At 44.8% G+C, this 20,199-nt stretch carries 14 protein-coding genes and 2 pseudogenes; 14 read left to right on the top strand and 2 right to left on the bottom strand.

Translation table 11 applies throughout. The annotated features are described in order from the left end of the window. Positions 1 to 394 (top strand): annotated as a pseudogene (locus PPA03S_RS27675) (NADP-dependent phosphogluconate dehydrogenase); the annotation flags it as partial. A 244-nt stretch (positions 395 to 638) separates the two neighbouring features. Then, entirely contained in the window at positions 639 to 1,742 is a 1,104-nt protein-coding gene (locus PPA03S_RS27670) for a metallophosphoesterase (protein ID WP_062328365.1), read from the top strand. A gap of 173 nt (positions 1,743 to 1,915) precedes the next feature. Here the strand turns inward: PPA03S_RS27670 and PPA03S_RS27665 are convergent, their stop codons facing one another. Next, on the bottom strand, positions 1,916 to 2,215 hold the full coding sequence (locus tag PPA03S_RS27665; protein WP_062328362.1) for a hypothetical protein: 300 nt from the start codon (positions 2,213 to 2,215) through the stop codon (positions 1,916 to 1,918). A gap of 260 nt (positions 2,216 to 2,475) precedes the next feature. Between PPA03S_RS27665 and licT (PPA03S_RS27660) the strand changes: the two genes are divergently transcribed. The 4 genes from licT (PPA03S_RS27660) to PPA03S_RS27645 all read left to right on the top strand — a co-directional run bounded on the left by licT (PPA03S_RS27660) (position 2,476) and on the right by PPA03S_RS27645 (position 7,615). Then, positions 2,476 to 3,318, top strand: a complete 843-nt coding sequence (licT, locus tag PPA03S_RS27660) for a BglG family transcription antiterminator LicT (protein ID WP_062328359.1) — start codon at positions 2,476 to 2,478, stop codon at positions 3,316 to 3,318. Positions 3,319 to 3,462: 144 nt separating this feature from the next. Next, complete coding sequence (locus PPA03S_RS27655) at positions 3,463 to 5,382, top strand: beta-glucoside-specific PTS transporter subunit IIABC (protein WP_062328356.1); 1,920 nt, start codon at positions 3,463 to 3,465, stop codon at positions 5,380 to 5,382. Positions 5,383 to 5,432: 50 nt separating this feature from the next. After that, positions 5,433 to 6,896 carry a glycoside hydrolase family 1 protein gene (locus PPA03S_RS27650; protein WP_062328353.1) on the top strand — a complete coding sequence of 488 codons (1,464 nt, stop codon included), beginning with the start codon at positions 5,433 to 5,435 and terminating at the stop codon, positions 6,894 to 6,896. 152 nt (positions 6,897 to 7,048) lie between these two features. After that, the gene (locus tag PPA03S_RS27645) at positions 7,049 to 7,615 is read left to right on the top strand and encodes a 5' nucleotidase, NT5C type (RefSeq protein WP_062328350.1); all 567 of its coding nucleotides are present in this window, start codon (positions 7,049 to 7,051) and stop codon (positions 7,613 to 7,615) included. 38 nt (positions 7,616 to 7,653) lie between these two features. On the opposite strand, the gene PPA03S_RS27640 is transcribed toward PPA03S_RS27645, so the two are convergent. Beyond that, positions 7,654 to 8,523: an AraC family transcriptional regulator gene (locus PPA03S_RS27640; protein ID WP_062328347.1), complete on the bottom strand. Its 870-nt coding sequence runs from the start codon at positions 8,521 to 8,523 to the stop codon at positions 7,654 to 7,656. 136 nt (positions 8,524 to 8,659) lie between these two features. Here PPA03S_RS27640 and PPA03S_RS27635 point away from each other — a divergent pair, with 136 nt between their 5' ends. The 8 genes and pseudogenes from PPA03S_RS27635 to PPA03S_RS27600 all read left to right on the top strand — a co-directional run bounded on the left by PPA03S_RS27635 (position 8,660) and on the right by PPA03S_RS27600 (position 19,913). Then, positions 8,660 to 11,380 carry an alpha-L-rhamnosidase gene (locus PPA03S_RS27635; RefSeq protein WP_062328344.1) on the top strand — a complete coding sequence of 907 codons (2,721 nt, stop codon included), beginning with the start codon at positions 8,660 to 8,662 and terminating at the stop codon, positions 11,378 to 11,380. A 183-nt stretch (positions 11,381 to 11,563) separates the two neighbouring features. Next, positions 11,564 to 12,404: pseudogene (locus PPA03S_RS27630) on the top strand (aminopeptidase). Between the two features lie 153 nt (positions 12,405 to 12,557). Beyond that, positions 12,558 to 13,646 (top strand): acyltransferase, encoded by a 1,089-nt coding sequence (locus PPA03S_RS27625; protein WP_062328338.1) that lies wholly within the window; start codon positions 12,558 to 12,560, stop codon positions 13,644 to 13,646. A 176-nt stretch (positions 13,647 to 13,822) separates the two neighbouring features. Then, entirely contained in the window at positions 13,823 to 14,383 is a 561-nt protein-coding gene (locus tag PPA03S_RS27620; RefSeq protein WP_062328335.1) for a DEAD/DEAH box helicase family protein, read from the top strand. Positions 14,384 to 14,403: 20 nt separating this feature from the next. Then, positions 14,404 to 14,706, top strand: coding sequence for a hypothetical protein (locus PPA03S_RS27615; protein WP_062328332.1), 303 nt, complete (start codon positions 14,404 to 14,406; stop codon positions 14,704 to 14,706). Between the two features lie 611 nt (positions 14,707 to 15,317). Continuing rightward, a complete protein-coding gene (licT, locus tag PPA03S_RS27610; RefSeq protein ID WP_062328383.1) occupies positions 15,318 to 16,157 on the top strand; it encodes a BglG family transcription antiterminator LicT in 840 nt (279 codons plus the stop codon). A 357-nt stretch (positions 16,158 to 16,514) separates the two neighbouring features. After that, on the top strand, positions 16,515 to 18,434 hold the full coding sequence (locus tag PPA03S_RS27605) for a beta-glucoside-specific PTS transporter subunit IIABC (RefSeq protein ID WP_062328327.1): 1,920 nt from the start codon (positions 16,515 to 16,517) through the stop codon (positions 18,432 to 18,434). Positions 18,435 to 18,470: 36 nt separating this feature from the next. Then, complete coding sequence (locus PPA03S_RS27600) at positions 18,471 to 19,913, top strand: 6-phospho-beta-glucosidase (protein WP_062328324.1); 1,443 nt, start codon at positions 18,471 to 18,473, stop codon at positions 19,911 to 19,913. Positions 19,914 to 20,199: the final 286 nt, after the last annotated feature.

Genomic DNA, 20,199 nt, shown 5'->3' with positions numbered 1-20,199 from the left:
CGCAGCTTCCGATGAGTACGGCTGGGATCTGAAATACGGCAACATCGCCATGATTTTCCGCGGAGGTTGCATCATCCGTTCACAGTTCCTGCAAAACATTAAAGAAGCGTATGACAAAGATGCAGCACTGAAAAACCTGCTTCTGGACCCGTATTTCCAAAATATAGTTGAATCCTACCAAGGCGCATGGCGTGAAGTTGTTGCAGCTGCCGTAACCCAAGGCATTCCGGTTCCTGGATTCTCCAGCGCGTTGTCCTATTATGACAGCTACCGCACAGAGCGTTTGCCTGCAAACCTGTTGCAAGCACAACGTGATTACTTCGGCGCTCATACGTTCCAACGTGTGGACAAAGAAGGTTCATTCCACTTCCAATGGATGGACACGAACGAGTAATATGTAATCCGAGATCATATCGCATTCCTGTGCATGTTCATGATGTTAGCCAATCATGAGCGTGAGCAGGAATGTTTTTTTATTTGGAATTTAAGTGTCCCAAATTGTAATAAAATGTACGCATCTAAGGAATGGAAACCGATGTCCTGACCCCTTCAACTGCGTTATACTTGTCCAGATGGACTGGAATTCATGTTGGAGAAAATTCAGCAATCAACTTATTGACGTGGAGGTTAACGGAAGTATGTTCGTACTTGCAGGCATCTTGTTTTTGGTAGTGTACGGTTTATTAGTGTTTTACATAGGCTGGAGCGGATGGAGCTGGATGAAGCCGGTTGTATCTGCGAGATTTCGGTGGTTCTACATCGTTGCATTAGTGTTTCTTGCTGTCTCATTCATACTGGCAAGACTGTTTGGAAGTATTTCCTTCCTAAGTATTATTGGTTCTTACTGGCTTGCGATCTTTTCGTTGCTGTTATTGATTCTGCCGGTGGTTCATCTAACCCTTTGGTTGCTTAGACTGACTCGTATTCCAAGACATCATGCTCATAAATGGGCAGGTATGGTTACACTTGTGCTGCTGCTCTCCACGCTGGGGTATGGTGTCTATAATGCCTATAGTCCAGTCGTTAGGCAATACAACATTCAGATGGATAAAAAAGTGGAAGGCCTCGACAGCCTCAACATTGTCATGGCTGCGGATATGCACTTTGGCCTTCTTTCCGGCCCTGCTCACGCTAGACGCATGGTGGAAGAAATTAATGCACTGAAGCCCGATCTGGTACTCTATCCTGGGGATATTATCGATGACAATCTGGATATGTATCTCAAGAGTGGGATTGCGGATATTATCAGCAACATTCAGGCTCCGTATGGAGTTTATGCTTCACTCGGTAATCATGATAAATTCGACGGACCGATCGAGGATCTGATTGCCGCTCTGGAGAAGAGTAATATGCAAGTGCTGTATGATGACAAAATTGTTCTGAAGGACAAGATTACCCTGATTGGGCGCAAAGACCGGACAGAAAAGGACCGGGCAGAGGTGGCTGCACTGATGCAAGGTACCGATTTGAAGCAACCGGTAATTATGATGGATCATCAGCCGTATGATCTGGATATTGCTGAGCAAAACCATATAGACTTGGTTGTGTCTGGTCATACCCATCGCGGTCAGATCGCACCCGCGCAGTTTATTACTAAGGCCATCTACGAGAATGATTGGGGTTATTTGCAAAAGGGCTCCATGCACTCCATCGTAACTTCCGGATTTGGCTTCTGGGGGCCTCCAATTCGCACAAGCAGTCGTTCAGAGATTGTACAGATTAACGTGACGTTCCAGCAATGATGATAGCTGCGCCCCTCTATGATGACAGGATCAAACAGACTGTCGTCACAGAGGGGGGCATTTCTTTTGCAATTGTACTTAAGCACGGAATGACTTGAGTGGTTTATATCCTAATAAAACGGCTCAATGTTATGGAATTCGGAGTTCAAGCCGCCTGTTTTTTATTATGTAAGTTAGTTTCTTTCCCCTTTTGAAGGAATGGCTTCAAATGAATAAAATGCACCATTTTTATTGATTTTACCGATAAGCGTTGTGGCTCCTTTTTTCGTGAAGGTGTATACGTTTTCTTGGATACGAACGGAATAACCTTTTAGCTCAATACCAAATATAGATCTGACTGTAGGGAGGTGGTCAGCAGACTCGCGATACTCTATCAACGAGAGGTCATTGGATTTTGCGGCCATGGTGAGCGGCGCAGATAAAAAGAGGGTCATAGAAGCAATGGCAGCGGTGATTGAAGTGATTTTTCTCAAAGTGAATCCTCCTGTTTAGTTTAGGTCATATTATTAAATATCAATGATTACATATCATTCAATGTAACCTAAAAGTAAAATGTTGCATAACCATATAAACTCAAACATCGCTTTCCTATTGACACCGTTTTCAGGTTGTGATAGATTATTCCCGAGGCTTGTTACCGGTAATGCGGGCAAAACCACGATGGAAATGATTTATTATTTCTATTTTGGTTTTGCCCTTTTTTTAATCCTCAAATAAAACAGGTGGGTCCAACATGATTATTAAACAGATATTTAATAACAATATTGTCAGTACCGTGGATGACAAAAATCAGGAACTGCTGATCCTCGGCCGGGGTATCGGGTTTAAGTTCAAGGCAGGCGATGAGATTGATGAAGAACGGATTGAGAAAGTATTCCGGCTTCAGGATGCATCGATCTATGAAAAATTCAAGTCCATTGTAACCGAAGTGCCGATTGAAATCCTGCAGGCGACAGATGATATCGTGACATTGGCACGTACGCAATTGAACAAAACCATCAGTGACGGAATTTATGTCTCACTGTCGGATCACATTCATTTTGCTGTCCAGCGTCTGGAAAAGGGAATGATTACACGCAATCCGCTCTCCTGGGAAGTGCAGCATTTCTACAAGGCCGAGTTCGACGTGGCCCGGGAAGCGCTCACTTTGCTCAAGGAAAGACTGGATGTTGAGTTCCCGAAGGATGAAATATGCAACATAGCACTGCATTTCATCAATGCGGAAGTCAATGACTCCATGAACGATGTCACTCATTTGATGCAGCTGCTTCAGGAGATCATGAACATTATCAAATATCACTTCAATGTCGAATTGGATGAAGATAGCGTCAACTATTTCCGTTTCATTACTCATTTGAAGTATTTCTGCCAAAGAGTGATTACGCATTCGTCACATGACGATGCAGAAGAGTATTTATACGAGGTCGTACGGAAAAACTATCCCGAAACCTTCAAATGTATCGGTAAGATTGAGACGTTTATCCATAAGAACTATCAGTATGATATGACGCATTCGGAACAGTTGTATCTGACGCTTCATCTGGAGAGGTTAATGAAACCGAAGCGTGACCAATGAAATATCAGAACATGAACCAGGATCTAACTAAATATCAAATGGGCTTGTTACTGTTCAATCAGGCAATACCCGAATGAATGACACGTAGAAGACGTGGCTATTTGTTCGGGTATTTTTTATTGGAAAAATGAGGAGGAAACGATTATGAAACATCAGGAAACGGCACAGGAAATCATCAAAGCCGTTGGGGGAACCAACAATATCAACTCGGTATATCATTGCGTCACACGACTGAGATTTGATCTGAAAAATAACGATAAAGTGGATAATAACTCACTCAAGAAGCTGGATAAAGTCATGGGAACGAATATCTCAGGGGATCAATTCCAGGTGATTATCGGCAATGATGTGTCCAAAGTATTTGATGCCATGGTGAAGGAACATCCGGCAATACAGCAAAGTACAGAAAATAAACAGCCTAAACCGGAAAAAAATAAAAATGTTATTCTCAATATTTTTGAGACGATTGCGGGTGTCTTCGCACCCATGCTTCCAGCGATTACAGCTGCTGGTATGCTCAAGGGGCTGCTTGCATTATTCGTATCCCTTGAGTGGATGTCAGCTGGCACGGATACGTACCGTATCCTTTCCGCCATAGGGGATGGGGTTTTCTATTTCCTTCCGCTGTTGATCGCAGTTAGTGCCGCTCGCAAATTCGGCAGTAATCCGTTTGTTGCCATTGCGCTAGGTACGGCGCTGATGTATCCCGATATGGGCGCATTGCTCTCCAGCGGAGAATCGGTTGCGTTTATTGGCATTCCGGTAACGGCTGTCAGTTATGCCTCATCGGTTATTCCGATTTTACTCGCTGTATGGTTGATGTCCTATGTTGAAAAATGGGTTGACCGTGTTATCCCTGCTGCGCTCAAGCTATTGCTTGTGCCACTGATTACCTTGCTTGTAATGGTTCCGGTAACGCTGATTGCAATTGGTCCATTGGGTACTTTTGTAGGTAGCGGATTGTCTGGCGGTATCAACTGGCTGCTGAATGAAGGCGGATTGATTGCAGGTATTGTTCTGGGCGGCGCGATGGCGCTCATTATTATGACAGGAATGCACTATGCACTTGTGCCGATCATCCTGAGCAATATTGCTACACTGGGATTCGATAAGTTCTTGCCACTGACGTTCATCTCCAATATGGGCCAGGCCGGAGCGACGTTGGGTGTATTCTTCCGTGCAAAAGATAAAAAACTTAAAACCGTCGCATTGTCCACCAGCTTTACAGCTCTGATGGGTGTAACTGAGCCAGCTATGTACGGTGTTAACATGAAATACAAAAAACCATTTGCCGCTGCCATGATTGGTAGTGCAGTAGGTGGCGGATTCGCTCTTGCTTTTGGAGCCAAAGCTTACGTGCTTGCAGGTAACGGTGGTCTTCCAGGTCTGCCATCCCTGATCGGACAAACCTTCTGGTATTCCTTTGGTGGTATGATTCTCGCCTTTGTAGTGGGTGCCATTATGTCTACTGTGTTCGGGATCAAGGAAGAAGAGGGCGACGCGGAGGCGTTGGCTCAATTCTCACCAGGCGCTTCTACAGCACCAGCGGCAGCACCTTCCAGCCATGCTGCAACCGTGAACGTGGACGATCTGGGTGCTCCAACACCAACAAGTGATGCGGTAGCCGTTGCACCGATGACGGGTAAAGCGATCGCACTTAAAGAAGTCAATGATCCAACGTTTGGCGATGAATTGATGGGCAAAGGTGTGGCATTTGTTCCAACGGTAGGCGAACTGGTGTCACCAGTTACAGGTACCATCATGAATGTGTTCAAAACGAAACATGCAATCGTGGTCCGCAGCGATAACGGAATGGAACTTCTAATCCATGTTGGGATCAATACCGTGAAACTGCGCGGTCAGTATTTTGAAGCTCATATCGCTACGGGAGCACGTGTACAGGCCGGAGATAAATTACTCACGTTTGAACTTGAACAAATTGCCAAGGAATATGACATTACAACGGCCATGGTCGTTACGAATACAGCAGATTACAAGCAGGTTCTGCCTGTGAAATTGGGTGCAATTACGACGGGTGAAGAAGTATTGAAAGCTGAAATTTAAAGTCTTAAGACGAACTTAAGACGACATCAATAAGAAGAGGAGAGATATGCATGATCAATCGACAAGGGTTTCCAGAAGGTTTTCTGTGGGGCGGCGCAATTGCCGCCAACCAGGCCGAAGGTGGATTTGATGCAGGGGGCAAAGGATGGTCCACGGCGGATATGGTTCCTTATTTTGAGAAGAAGGATTACACCAACCTTAGAGAATTGATGCACGTGACCACTGCAACGGTTGAGAAAGCGATGGCACACCACAGTGCGAAGGGGTACCCGAAGCGTTATGGTATTGATTTCTATCACCGCTTCAAAGAGGACATTGCGTTATTCGCCGAGCTTGGCTTCAAGACATTCCGTCTTTCCATCAACTGGCCGCGTATTTTTCCGAACGGGTATGATGCCGAGCCAAATGAAGAAGGGCTGCGCTTCTATGATGAAGTGTTCGACGAATTGCGCAAGCATAACATAGAACCTCTCGTGACGCTCTCCCACTATGAAATGCCGATGTCACTGGTGCTGAAGTACAATGGCTGGGCAGGCCGGGAAGTCATCGGACATTTTGTAAGATACGCCGAGACCGTAATGAATCGCTACAAAGACAAGGTGAAATACTGGCTGACGTTTAATGAGATCAACACAACCATTATTGAGCCATTCACGGGTGGAGGCATCATTGAAGATCGTGTCGATAACGTGATGCAAGCTTCCTATCAAGCACTTCACCATCAGTTTGTTGCCAGCAGTCTGGTAACGCAGAAAGCGCGTCAGATTAACCCGGACTTCCAGATTGGCTGTATGCTTGCACGCATGATTCACTACCCGGCAACGTCGAAACCGGAGGACGTATTGCAAGCTCAGATCGATAACCAGCTGAACCTGCTGCATACTGATGTACAGGTGCGAGGCAGTTATCCAACCTTCATGGCTCGTTATTGGGCTGAGCATGGCATTTCCATTGTAATGGAACCAGAAGACGAAGCGATTATGAAAGAGCATACCGTTGATTTCATCTCGTTCAGTTACTACACTTCCCTGGTATCCGCAGTGAATCCCGAGGAATATGGGGTAACTGGAGGCAACCTGTATAGCACGATTAAGAACCCGAACCTGGAGCGTACAGAATGGGGTTGGCAGCTTGACCCAATTGGGCTGCGTGTGGCGTTAAAAGAGTTGTATGACCGTTACCAACTGCCGTTGTTTGTTGTGGAAAACGGACTCGGTGCCAAAGATACGGTGGAGGCCGATGGTTCCATTAATGATGATTATCGGATTGATTATCTGAGAAAACATATTACACAAATGAAAGAAGCAGTCATGGATGGGGTAGACCTTATGGGTTACACCAACTGGGGTGCGATTGATATCATCAGTGCGTCCACTTCGGAAATGTCCAAGCGTTACGGTGTGATCTATGTGGATCAGGACGACAATGGACAAGGCACGTTAGATCGGTTCAAGAAAAAGAGCTTTGGCTGGTATCAAAAGGTCATTGCGACAAACGGTGAAGATTTGGATTAATTCACAAAGGCGGCTCCGGGTGCAGCAACTGTTGCGGCGCAGGGGCGCCTTTTTGTCTTATGGCTTGAACTGATCATCGGACTAGAACCTAAAAGGATGGCTTCATGGCACCCAGGAGTGATATACTGTGTTCGTATTGGGGAGGGATAATCATGAGAAAACCTATTATTGCTGTAGATATGGATGACACGATATGTCATCTGGTGCAGCGAGCGATTTATCATAACAACATCAACTTCCCAACCCATCCGCTGCGTTATGAGGATATGATCCACTGGGATACCACCCACCTGCGCCATCCGGACAGCACCCATGATGTATTTTATGGTCGGCCGGGTCTGTTTGAGGAGTTGGAAGTGTACGACGAGTATGTTGTAGAAGAGATGAAAAAGCTGAATGAGGCCTATGATGTTATTGTTGTGACGGCTGCGGAACCGAGAACGGTTGTGGAGAAATGGAACTGGCTTCAGCGGCATATGCCTTTTATATCTGCGGAACAGTTTATTACGTGTAAAAGGAAAAATCTGCTCGGCTTCGATCTGTTAATTGACGATGGAGCACATAATCTCATTCCGGCGCTGAATGACGGCAAAAAAGTGATCTGTATCCCCCATCCATGGAATGTGAATGAACGGGAGCAGTATCGGTTTCCCTTAATGTCATCCTGGAAAGGTGCCAAGGAATACATAGATGACCTTTTGCAAACGGTGAAGGTATAAGAAACTAAGAAACGCTCCTCGCTGTCCAGTCCAGAGCATCATGCCCTGGACTTTTTGCGGTACATTCGTGGGGTCTCACCCGTAATTCTTTTGAATACCGCATGAAACGAATCGACATCCCGGTAACCAACATATTCCGCAATTAGGCTGACCTTCTGCTGTGAATGCTTTAAGAGCTCACAGCTTTTTTGTATGCGCAGATGCTGAAGATACGAACCAAACGTCTGCCCGGTATGACGAAGAAACATTCTTCCAATATGCTTTTCACTCCACCCGGAGAACCTGACCAGATCATTCAGGCGTATTCGTTCGCTGATATGCTGGTCAAGGTAGTGGAGAATATGCTCAAAATCGGTTGGCGGACCCTGTTCATCATGGATTTTCTGATGCAGCTGACGATAGGTTGTCACGACCAGCTGGCTAACAAGTGTGTATAACATGGTGGATGATCCGATCCCAGGAACGGAAGATTCGCGGTATAGCTTCACCATAAGCTCCTCAATGCGTAGACCGGCATCTGTAATGGATACATAAGGAATCTCATTATGAACCAAATGGGTCAAATGATCTCCAATCTCTGATTCTTGTATGATGACGGATAGTGTTAGAATCAGCTCCGAATTAAAAAGACAATTATATAGAATTAACGGATGTTCAGAGGCGTTCGAAGTTGCCGGACGAAAGACGTGAGGCACGCCGACGGGAATCACAAAAAGCATGCCTTTGTGAACGGGAACGATATCTTTTCCAATATGATGAAAGCCCTTACCCTCTGCAACATAGCTATATTCAACGAAATCGTGAGCATGAAAAGGTAGATCGAAATTTTCGGAGCAACGGTTTACGAAGAGCTTCAGGTTATTTTGCAAAAAGGATTCACTCTTGAAAAGTTGGATGGATGGATTCACAGGTTCGCCTCCTCGCTTACATGACCGAATAACCGGGTTAAACAGTCTTCATTGCCGGGTATTTTCGATGACAGAATCAATATAATTATAGCGTAAGCCTGTTTTGGAAACCACGATGGAAAGGGATGTTTCTCTGATGTTGACGGTTAGCCATCTGCGTTGTGAGTATAGAATAAATCCGATTGGACTGGATATGAAATCCCCCAGATTAAGCTGGAAGCTGCAGTCTGATCGACGGAACTGTGTACAGTCGGCATACCAGATTCAATTATCCTTAACCGGGAATAATGAGCAGATCGAATGGGATTCCGGCAAAATAAACTCCGATCAGTCCATTCATGTTGAACTGGACCAGTGGCTGCCCAATGCACGGACCCGCTATCACTATCGAATTCGTGCCTGGGATGCTGCGGGTGATGAGTCGAGCTGGTCTGATACAGCCTTCTTTGAGATGGGGTTTATGGAGAGCAAGAGTGCATGGAAGGCGGATTGGATCACCGCTCCTTTGGATGGGGAGAACGATGTATCCTGCCCTCGCTTTCGCAGGTTGTTTGACCTGCAAAAGTCGGTAACCTCTGCCAGAATATATGTGACGGCACTGGGGTTATATGAGCTGCATTTGAATGATCAAAGAGTCGGCCAAGACTATTTCACTCCAGGCTGGACCAGTTATGGGAAACGGTTGCAATATCAGGTTTATGATGTCACGGATATGCTGCGACACGGTGAGAACATCCTCGGTGCTTATCTCGGAGATGGTTGGTACAGAGGACACTTGGGGTGGAACAAAGAGCAGAAAATCTTTGGTACGGATGCTGCATTGCTGCTGGAGCTTCATATTCGTTATGCGGACGGTTCGGTAGAACATATTCTCTCCAATTCCGACTGGAAGGTTGCCACAAGTGCTATACGCATGTCTGATATCTATATGGGAGAGACGTACGATGCCCGGATGGAGTCGAGCTGGATAGATGGACCTACAGGGAAGTGGTCGCCGGTTGATGTACTGGATTACACCAAAGGCATTATTGTTGCCCAGGAGAATGTGTCGGTTACCCAAGCAGAGCAGTTGAAACCTATCGCTTTACTAACAACCCCGCAAGGTGATCGTGTGCTGGACATGGGGCAGAATATGGTCGGCTGGGTTAGATTCAGCATTCAGGGTGAATCGGGTCACACGGTTGAGTTGCGGCATGCGGAGATTCTGGATCATGAGGGCAACTTCTATATTGACAATTTGCGTGGTGCAACCCAGTGTATTCGCTACACGTTAAAAGGCGGTGAACTGGAAACTTATGAGCCGCACTTTACGTTTCAGGGGTTCCGATATGTGAAGCTGATTGGCTTCCCGGATCAAGTCCAGTTAACTGATTTTACAGGCGTGGTGCTGCATTCCAATATGGAACGAACCGGAAACTTCTCGTGTTCCAGTCCGCTGGTCAATCAGCTTCATCACAATATTTTATGGGGACAAAAAGGGAATTTTCTAGATGTCCCAACCGACTGTCCGCAGCGGGATGAACGTCTTGGCTGGACAGGCGACGCACAAATGTTTGTTCGTACGGCCTCCTATCTGATGAACACGGCACCGTTCTTTACCAAATGGCTGCGGGACCTGGAAGCCGATCAGGGGGAAGATGGAGGAATTCCTTTTTTTGTTCCTGATCTGAGGAGCTCGACGTCAGAGGGATGGGGAGACACCAGTCATTCTTCTGCCGCCTGGGGTGATGCCGCGGTCATCTGTCCCTGGACGATTTATGAGATGTACGGGGATGTCAGGTTGTTGGCTGAGCAGTATGACAGCATGAAACGCTGGATCAATTACATTCATGCTCAAGGGGAGAATCCATACCTGTGGAATACAGGTTTCCATTTCGGAGATTGGTTGGGTCTGGACTCCAAACCGGATAGTTACATTGGTGCTACGGACAAGGATTACGTCGCGACAGCATTTTATGCATATTCCGTCTCATTAACACGTAAAGCAGCTGAGGTGTTGGGGCATTCAGAAGACGCATTGTATTACGATAAACTGCATGACCACATCGTTGCCGCGTTCCAAGAAGAATTTGTGACACCTGCGGGTAAACTTGCAGTGCCCACACAAACCGCGCATGTACTTGCTTTGCATTTTGACTTATTGGACTCCAAGGCACGGAAACGTGCTATCGATCAACTGGGTAAACTGGTTGCAGACGCAGGAAATCATCTTACGACCGGGTTTGTGGGAACCCCTTATCTGAATCCGGTATTAAGTGATACAGGACATCATGAGCTGGCCTATACGCTACTTTTTCAGGAGGATTATCCATCCTGGTTGTATCAAGTGACACAAGGGGCGACAACGGTTTGGGAGCATTGGGATGGAATCAAGGAGGACGGCAGCCTATGGAGTGCGGACATGAATTCATTCAATCATTATGCATACGGCGCCATTGGCGAATGGTTATATCGTTATGTTGCGGGCATTAACACAGATGAACAGGAGCCTGGCTTCCGTGTTGTACACATTGAGCCCAAACCCGGACCTGGACTGGAGTGGGTGGAAGCGAGTCTGGAAACGATGTATGGGCCTGTTGGATCAAGCTGGTATCGTCGTGAGAATAACGAGCTGGAGGTTCGTGTAACCATTCCTGCCAATGCGACGGGCATGATCCTTCTTCCTGGGGCTGTGATACAAACGGTTCTGGAGAACGGAAAACCAGTGGACCAAGTAAAGGATTTTCATGACATTCAAACGCAGGAAAACGGTGTACGAATTGCTCTCGGATCAGGGAGCTACCAATTTACGTATCTGGCTGCTGTATCCGAGAAAGAAACGGATGCACAGCAACCTGAACAGACTGAGAGCGTTTGATCTATGTTCTATAGAGTCATCTGAACATGGAAGCAGCATGTTATAGTATAGTACCATGGAGCACGGAGGAGGATCTGCATACATGCAGGCCCTCTTTTTGCTGTTTGGAAAAATACGGTCCATCCGAAATTTGTAATTAATCTTATTGAACTAACAGAGGGGTAAAACATCTTTTCTCGAATAATGGTTATAAGGAGGTGGGGAATAATGGTTGATTTTACCGAAAAGCTAATGCGATATGCCACCCTCGCTGTAAATGTTGGAGTGAATCTGCAAGTTGGCCAAACCCTGGTTATAACCGCACCCGTATCAGCAGTCGAGTTTGTTCGGCTGGTTGTAATAAAGGCATATCAGGCTGGCGCCCATAATGTTCATGTAGAATGGGAAGACGACGAGATTACACGAATCAAGTATGAACATGCACCAGACGCGGCCTTTCATGAGTTCCCGGCGTTCAAAGCTATAGGATGGGAGAGTTTTGCCGCCAATAATGCAGCCTTCTTGACTATTATTGCTCCGAATCCTGATCTTTTACATCGGACACTCCATTACATTGGGCCTGGTACAGATCTACGAATTGACTTGTCTCCCAAACATCGTTGGGTCAGTGACGCGGATAACATCAATGAGAAAGGCATTTCTTTTCTGGCGAATATCCCTTCAGAAGAAATATGGACAGTTCCCTTGAAAGAAGGAATTAACGGAACAGTGCGAAGTACAAAGCCATTAAGCTACGAAGGATACCTCGTTCAGGACTTCTCGTTAACATTTAAAAACGGAAAACCGGATTTTCTACAATTCTCTTTTTGACGAAAATGCATCCTGCCATCTGGCTTTGGACAATGCGTATCCGTTTTGTCTGGAGGGTGGGACGGACATGACGGAAGAAGAAAAAATGCTGAACGGAATGAATTCAAGTCAAGTACATGTCGATTTTATGATTGGTTCAGCACATCTGGATATCGTTGGGGAACTCTCAGATGGTACGAAAGAGCCTGTATTTCGGTCCGGTAATTGGGTCTAACAGCGTGTCGAAAAATGATGAATATTGGTGAATTTTCACAAAAATAATATGGATCATGATTGTAATCACCTCGCGTGCTGATTAAAATAGAGATTGGAATCTGGATTTGCGGCCGGAAACTATCATCCCATCAGGCATAAGTGAGGTTTTATTATGAATCAACCGGTTTATCGGCCCCGGCGTATTGAGTATCTGGATCTTTATCGTGCTTTTGCCATCATGGCCGTTGTCGCCATTCATGCGACTTCAACGGCAGTTGCACATTATCCCAAGCACACGCTGGATCATGATTTTTATTATTTTTGGAACAGCTTTCTGCAATTCGCCGTCCCGGCATTTCTGTTCCTGTCTTCCTTGGTGTTGTTCTACAATTACAGCTCCAAAATGAAGGAAAAGGGCTGGATGCCCGCTTTTTATAAAAAACGATTATTTTATATTTTTGTACCTTACCTGGCCTGGTCATTCATTTATTTCACGATCAAACAGCTGCTAGCAGGTAAAGCCCCGTTGGAACATGTGAAGCAGTTTTCAGAGCAATTATTAACCGGTACAGCGCACACGCACTTATATTTTTTTCTGATTATTTTGCAATTTTATGTGGTCTTTCCAATGCTTCTCTCGCTTACACGCTATCGTATATTTAATAAATATGTACCGTTGTTCTTTATTGCGGCTCAGGCTGTTTTTTACGCGTTGCATTTGCAGTTTCATTTCACCCGGTTGGGGAGTTTGCTGCCCAGTTACCTGATCGTGATTGGATTCGGTGCTTGGATTGGACTAAACTTTGATGCGGCATTGAAGAAACTGTTCTCCTACCGTTATGCGCTGATCGCTGCATTGTTGAGCGGAGGAGCTGTCTTTATTTATGGTAATACTTATGTAAAAACGGCTTTTGCCGAATTACCGGCACTAACCTATACACTGCTGTTTCTTTTTCGTAATTTATTTACCCTTTCGGCCTGTTTGCTCTTGCTGATGATATGTGAGCGAATCGGCGGATGGAAACAGGATGGGACCCATCGGGCAACTCGCATCTTGGACTCTTTGGGGACAGTGGCATTCGGTATCTTTTTGATTCATCCGTTAGTGCTGCTGTTCTGGAGACGAGAACTGACGGTGGAGTTCGCCCCCCATTTCAGCCTTGGCATTATACTTTCTTATATTGTGGCGATTGTGCTCTCTTGGGCGATTGCTCTGGGACTGCGACAAATGAAGTGGGGTTGGGTTCTGATCGGACGTTAGTTTCGGAGTATAATGTAAAAACAGAAGAATAATGAGATGCAAAATAGGAGATTTCAGGCCCTGAACGTTCAGTGGGTCCCTTGAAATCTCTTTTTTATTTGTCGAGCAGGAGTTATGATGAATAATGTCCATAAAATTCAAGTAATGGAATACATGTATGAGGCAGGAGGAATAGAATGAAATTCATTATTATTTTTGGTCCACAAGCTGTGGGGAAAATGACAGTTGGACAGGAATTGGAGAAAATAACCAATCTCAAATTATTTCACAATCATATGACAATCGAATTGGTATCCCCTTATTTCAGTTACGGCACACCTTCAGGAAAGAGACTTGTTAATCTGTTCCGTCAGGAGATTTTTGAAGAAGTGGCGAAGAGCGAGCTTCCCGGTTTGATTTTTACATTTGTGTGGGCATTCGATATGCAACAAGATTGGGAATACATTCGCCAAATAAGCCAATTATTTGAGTCCAGAGGCGCACAGGTATGTTATGTGGAACTGGAGGCTGATTCTGCAGAACGACTGGAGCGAAACAAGAGTCCACATCGGCTGCTTCACAAAGCAACGAAGCGTAATGTCGAATGGTCCGAGCAGGATCTGCTTTCGAGCATGGAAAAATATCGATTGAACTCCGAGCCCGGAGAAATTACGCACGAGCATTATATTCGGATCAATAACACGCATAGGAGTGCAACAGAAGTTGCGCAGCTGATCCAAGAACGATTCAACCTGTAATTGAAAGGGGCGAATAAAGCATGTATATGATGTTGGTTTTAGTCGTAGGACTGGTTCTGTGTCTTCTGTTTCCTTACGGGACGATTCTGGCTGGTGCCATTATATTTGCACTCGTTGCAGACAATTATCGCCAGACGAGGAATATGCGTGAGGATATTCGTGCCATAAAGCATCATCTAGGACTGATGAACAAGGGAGATGCGCAAGAGTACACGATGGATAAACAGTTAACTGATGTTGAACACTTGGATTCGGATCAGTTAAAGATCATTAACCGGAGAATTGAAGCAGAGCTGGAGAAGGAAAGTAAAAAGAATAGTTGATGGTGATGAAAGGCAGCCACGAGAAAGAGAACCAAATGATTTTGCGTGAGTTTTATATCTCATTATTCATTATTCGGACACATACGGTCCTCTCTTATGGGGGCTTTTTTGGCTTACTTTTGATCCAAATTTCACATGCTTCAAGATGAGATTGTTAGCTGGATTATTAGTGAAGAAATGCAAGCTTCTCTGGATTGAAATTACGTAGGAAAATTTCTGAAAAACAAAGAATACAATCATTGATACAAGCAAGATGGAAGTTTGGAAGATCGCTTTGATGGTGGATGGGATTGCGAATCTGCAACGATTTCTTTGAAGAGTCAGTATAATTACTGGCACATGGCGTCATGCTATAGGAGCAGTATTAAAGAGGATTTAGAACGATCCAGTTTGATACTAATTGAATGAAAAAATACAAAGCAAACCAACGAATTAATATAGAAATCAGATAGTGGTTTGTAAGCCTTAGCATCACCAATTTTCTTGTTGCACATTGTAGAAAAATGTAATACCATGAACGCACATATCGTTAACATTGAAGTGAAATGGGCAAGGCCAATGACCTCTTGGAAGGTACGGTTTGCCTTTTTCTGTATATTGGAGTGGATAAAGTGAAAATCGAGAAGGTGTTAAACAATAATGCTGTAGTTGCGATCAAGGACGAACGGGAAGTCATCGTTATTGGCCGGGGGATCGCATTTCAGAAGCGAGCAGGCGATGAGGTGTCGGAGCAGCTTATTGATAAGATCTTTACTTTACAAAATGAAGATATTCAGGAAAATTTCAAGGCATTAATCGCGAGCATACCGCTGGAGTACATGAAAGTGTCTGAGGAGATCATTGCCTATGCCAAGCTGAAGCTGGGAAAAAAGCTTAACGAGAGCATCTATCTTCATCTGACGGATCATATCCATTTTGCGATCGAGCGTTACCGTAACAATATGCCGATCCGTAATGGATTGCTGTGGGAAACCAAGCAGCTCTACAAAGATGAGTATGAAGTGGGACTTGAAGCGTTGAACATGATTTGTGATCAGTTTGGTGTGATTCTACCGGAAGATGAAGCGGGGTTTATGGCCCTTCATTTTGTAAATGCGGCTCTAAACGAAGAGATGCCTAACATCCGAAGCATGACGCAGGTTATGCAGGAAATTCTGACAATTATCAAATATCATTTTAAAATGGACTTTGACGAAAACGCACTGAACTATTATCGATTTGTGACCCATCTCAAATTTTTTGCTCAACGGCTGGTCAAGGGCAAGCATTACAAGAGCAACAACGATGAAGAGTTGTTTAATATGATCCAGAAGAAGTATCCTGAGGCACACAAGTGCTCGGAGAAAATTAAAAAATTCATTGAAAATAACTACACGTATCAACTGACTAACGAAGAATTAATGTATTTAACCATCCATATTGAGCGAGTGGTGCATGCCACTTCAGAGTGAAAACAAGACAAAATGGGGATTCGAAAAAAAGCGCTTGCAAAAGATCAAAAGGTATACTATTATGAACTCATAAAGTAAGCGCATTCACTAATCGGCTTGTAACTGTTCAATCAGGCAATGCCGACCACCCTAGGTCACAAAGATTGGTTGCAACTTACTTTAAGATGAAGTTGTTAGGTATAACAACCGAATATCGCTGTGTACAGCCTTACAGGGTTGCAACCGTTAAGGGCAAAACCTGAATTGCTGAATAACATGACTTGTTTCCGGATGATCCGGCACGTTGTGTATGTTCAGTAGTTCAGGTTTTCTTTGTTTCACAAGCATCGGGAGTCTACTTAGAGAGGGAGAATTACAATGAGCAACTATGATCAACTGGCCAAAGACATTTTGTCTGGTGTAGGTGGAGCTAAAAACGTAAACAGTGTATTCCATTGCGTAACCAGATTACGTTTTAAACTCAAAGATGAAAGCGCAGCCAAAACGGAAGAACTTAAAAATCTGCCAGGGGTTATTACCGTAATGCAGAGTGGCGGACAATATCAGGTCGTAATCGGCAATGAAGTGCCGGATGTATATAAAGCCGTTGTAAAAGCAGGTAATCTGCCTGCTGAGGGACAGGTTGCAGAAGAACAGGAAGATTCAGGTAACAAGGGAAGTTTGTTCAGTCGGTTTATCGACATGATCTCTGGTGTCTTCACACCGCTGCTCGGTCTGCTCGCAGCAACAGGGATGATTAAAGGTTTTACAGCCATGTTTTTATCCTTTGGTTGGATAGCCGATACATCAGGAACGTACCATTTGTTAAATGCAACAGGTGACTGTCTGTTCTACTTCTTCCCGGTATTCCTTGGTTATACGGCGATCAAAAAATTTGGCGGAACGCCATTTTTGGGTATGGCTATTGGGGCAACGCTTGTTTATCCTACTCTTTCCGGCCTAAGTTCGGGAGATCCGTTATACACCTTGTTTGCTGGAACGTTGTTTGAATCACCGATACACATTACGTTCTTGGGTATCCCTGTCATCCTAATGAATTATTCTTCATCAGTTATTCCGATCATCGTGGCAACGTTCTTCGCCGTGAAAATCGAGAAGTTTTTCAAACGAGTGATCCCTTCGGTTGTAAGGAATTTCCTTGTACCATTCTTCACTCTTTTGGTAATCGTACCAGCGACATTCCTCGTGATTGGTCCAATCTCAACTTGGGCTGGACAACTGATTGGTGCAGGAGCTACTGGTATCTATGAACTCAGTCCGATGATTACAGGGTTGGTTATTGGTGGTTTCTGGCAAGTGTTTGTACTGTTCGGTCTGCACTGGGGCTTGGTTCCAGTTGCGTTGCTTAATATTAGCACATTGGGTGCAGATCCTGTTCTTGCAATGTCGTTCGCAGCTTCTTTTGCTCAAATCGGTGCAGTTCTGGCTGTATTACTTAAAACCAAAAATACAAAATTGAAATCACTAAGTGTTCCAGCCTTTATTTCCGGAATCTTCGGTGTGACCGAGCCGGCAATTTATGGAGTAACCTTGCCGCTCAAAAAACCATTTATTATGAGTTGTATTGCCGGAGGTATCGGTGGAGCAATTTTGGGACTGGCAGGTTCGAAATTTTACTTGATTGGTGGGCTTGGCGTTTTTGGATATCCAAGCTTTGTAAATAAGGCAACTGGTATTGATTCATCGTTTTATATGACGATTGTAGCCACAGTAATAGCTTTTATACTCGGTTTTATTCTGACATTTGTTTTTGGCTTCAAAGATCCAGTTGAAAAAGTTTCCACACCAGCGCCAACACCTGTACTTGATCCAAACCCGAACAACAGATATGAAATTTTCAGCCCCATGGCTGGTGAAGTGGTTGAACTGAAAGAGATCAACGACGTTACATTTGCCGGAGAGCATATGGGTAAAGGGATAGCCATCCGCCCAACCAGCGGCAGAGTGGTATCCCCGATTAATGGAGTTGTGCAAACTGTGTATCGTACGAAACATGCCATTGGGCTGGTAACCGATGATGGCGTTGAGATGCTGATTCATATCGGACAGGATACGGTGCAATTGAAAGGTCAGCATTTCACAGCTCATGTAAAAGATGGCGACCGCGTTAATGTAGGCGATCTGATCATGGAATTTGATCTGCAAGCGATCAAGGATGCCGGATACGAGACGGTTACACCGATTATTATTACGAACACGTCCAATTATCTGGATGTAGTAGGCACGAAGGATGCATCTGTGAAAGAGAAAGACAAATTGCTCACAGTGCTCGGTTAATTGAACGTTCATTAGGGATAGGAGGTAGACGTGAATATGTATGAAAAATCAACTGCCTTCCCGGAGAATTTTCTCTGGGGAGGAGCAACGGCAGCGAATCAGCTAGAGGGTGCTTATCTGGAAGGGGGCAAAGGGTTAACTACGGTTGACCTGATTCCCACGGGGGCTAATCGCTTTCCTATTGCCTTGGGAAACCTCGACTCATATGAACCCAAAGAGGGAGAATTCTATCCTTCGCATGAAGCGATTGATTTCTATCATCGATACAAAGAAGACATTGCGCTATTTGCGGAAATGGGATTTAAGTGCTTCAGGCTATCTGTAGCCTGGGCACGGATTTTTCCTAATGGTGATGAGACGGAGCCGAATGAGGCTGGACTGCAATTTTATGATGATGTCTTCGACGAATTGCTCAAATATAATATTAAACCTGTGGTCACAATCTGTCATTTCGATGTCCCTGTACATCTGGTTGAGACGTATGGCGGGTGGAAGAACCGTAACATGATTGGTTTTTTCGAAACGTATGCCCGAACACTGTTTAATCGTTACAAGGATAAAGTGAAGTACTGGATGACATTTAACGAGATCAATATGCTGCTGCATCTTCCTTACATTGGAGCGGGTATCGTTCTGCAGGAAGGTGAGAACAAGGAGCAGGTTCTTTATCAGGCAGCGCATCATGAATTGGTAGCAAGTGCACTTGCGGTTAAGGCTTGTCATGAGATAATCCCTGGTGCACAGATTGGGTGCATGCTCGCCGCAGGTACAGTTTATCCTTACAGCTCCAATCCCGAAGATGTCTGGAAGGCGATGGAGAAGGATCGTGAATCGTTCTTCTTCATTGATGTGCAGTCCAAGGGAGCTTATCCGGGTTATACCAAGCGCTTCTTCAGAGAGCATGAGATCGTCATTGATATGCAACCGGAAGATGAAGATATTCTGATGCAAAATACAGTCGATTATATCGGATTCAGTTATTACGCCAGTCGCTGTACAAGTACGGACCCGGACATTTTGAAGGATTCGACCGAAGGCAATGTATTTGGCTCAGTGAAGAATCCGTATCTTCAAGCTTCCGAGTGGGGATGGACGATCGATCCGAAAGGGCTTCGAATTACATGTAATCAACTTCATGATCGCTATGGCAAACCGTTGTTTATCGTAGAAAACGGGCTCGGGGCAACAGATGTTCTGCTGGATAATGACACCGTTGAGGATGATTATCGGATTGCATACTTGGACAGTCATTTTGCTGAAATGGCTGAAGCCATACAGGATGGGGTAGAGATTCTGGGTTACACGAGCTGGGGGCCGATTGATCTGGTCAGTGCGGGTACTGGTGAGATGAAAAAAAGGTACGGTTACATCTATGTAGACCGGAATAATGATGGAACAGGTACACTTCGCAGAGTGAAAAAGAAAAGTTTCCATTGGTACCAAGCGGTCATTTCCAGTAATGGGGCACAATATTTCTGACCCAAAGTATCGGCTGTTTAGATTGAATCCGGAGCAATCTCGTTAACACGGGATTGCTTGTTGCTTATAGAGATGGAATTTGATCCAGGACGTGGATTAATATATAATGAAAAATTCAAGAGAATCTTGTCACTTAAGAAGGGAGGAGCATCCAATCATGAAGAAAAAATCACTTGCGTTTATATCTTCGGGATATGGATACTCCACTGCTGTCTTTTTCTAGAATCTATTCCAAGGGAGAAGTGTGCCCAAATTAGGAAGAAAACTAGGGAATATCGCAGAAAAA

It is taken from the genome of Paenibacillus pabuli NBRC 13638 (assembly GCF_001514495.1).
Lineage (GTDB): Bacteria > Bacillota > Bacilli > Paenibacillales > Paenibacillaceae > Paenibacillus > Paenibacillus pabuli.
The sequence above is the reverse complement of the archived record's forward strand: the minus strand, read 5'-3'. Positions and strand labels throughout refer to the sequence as shown.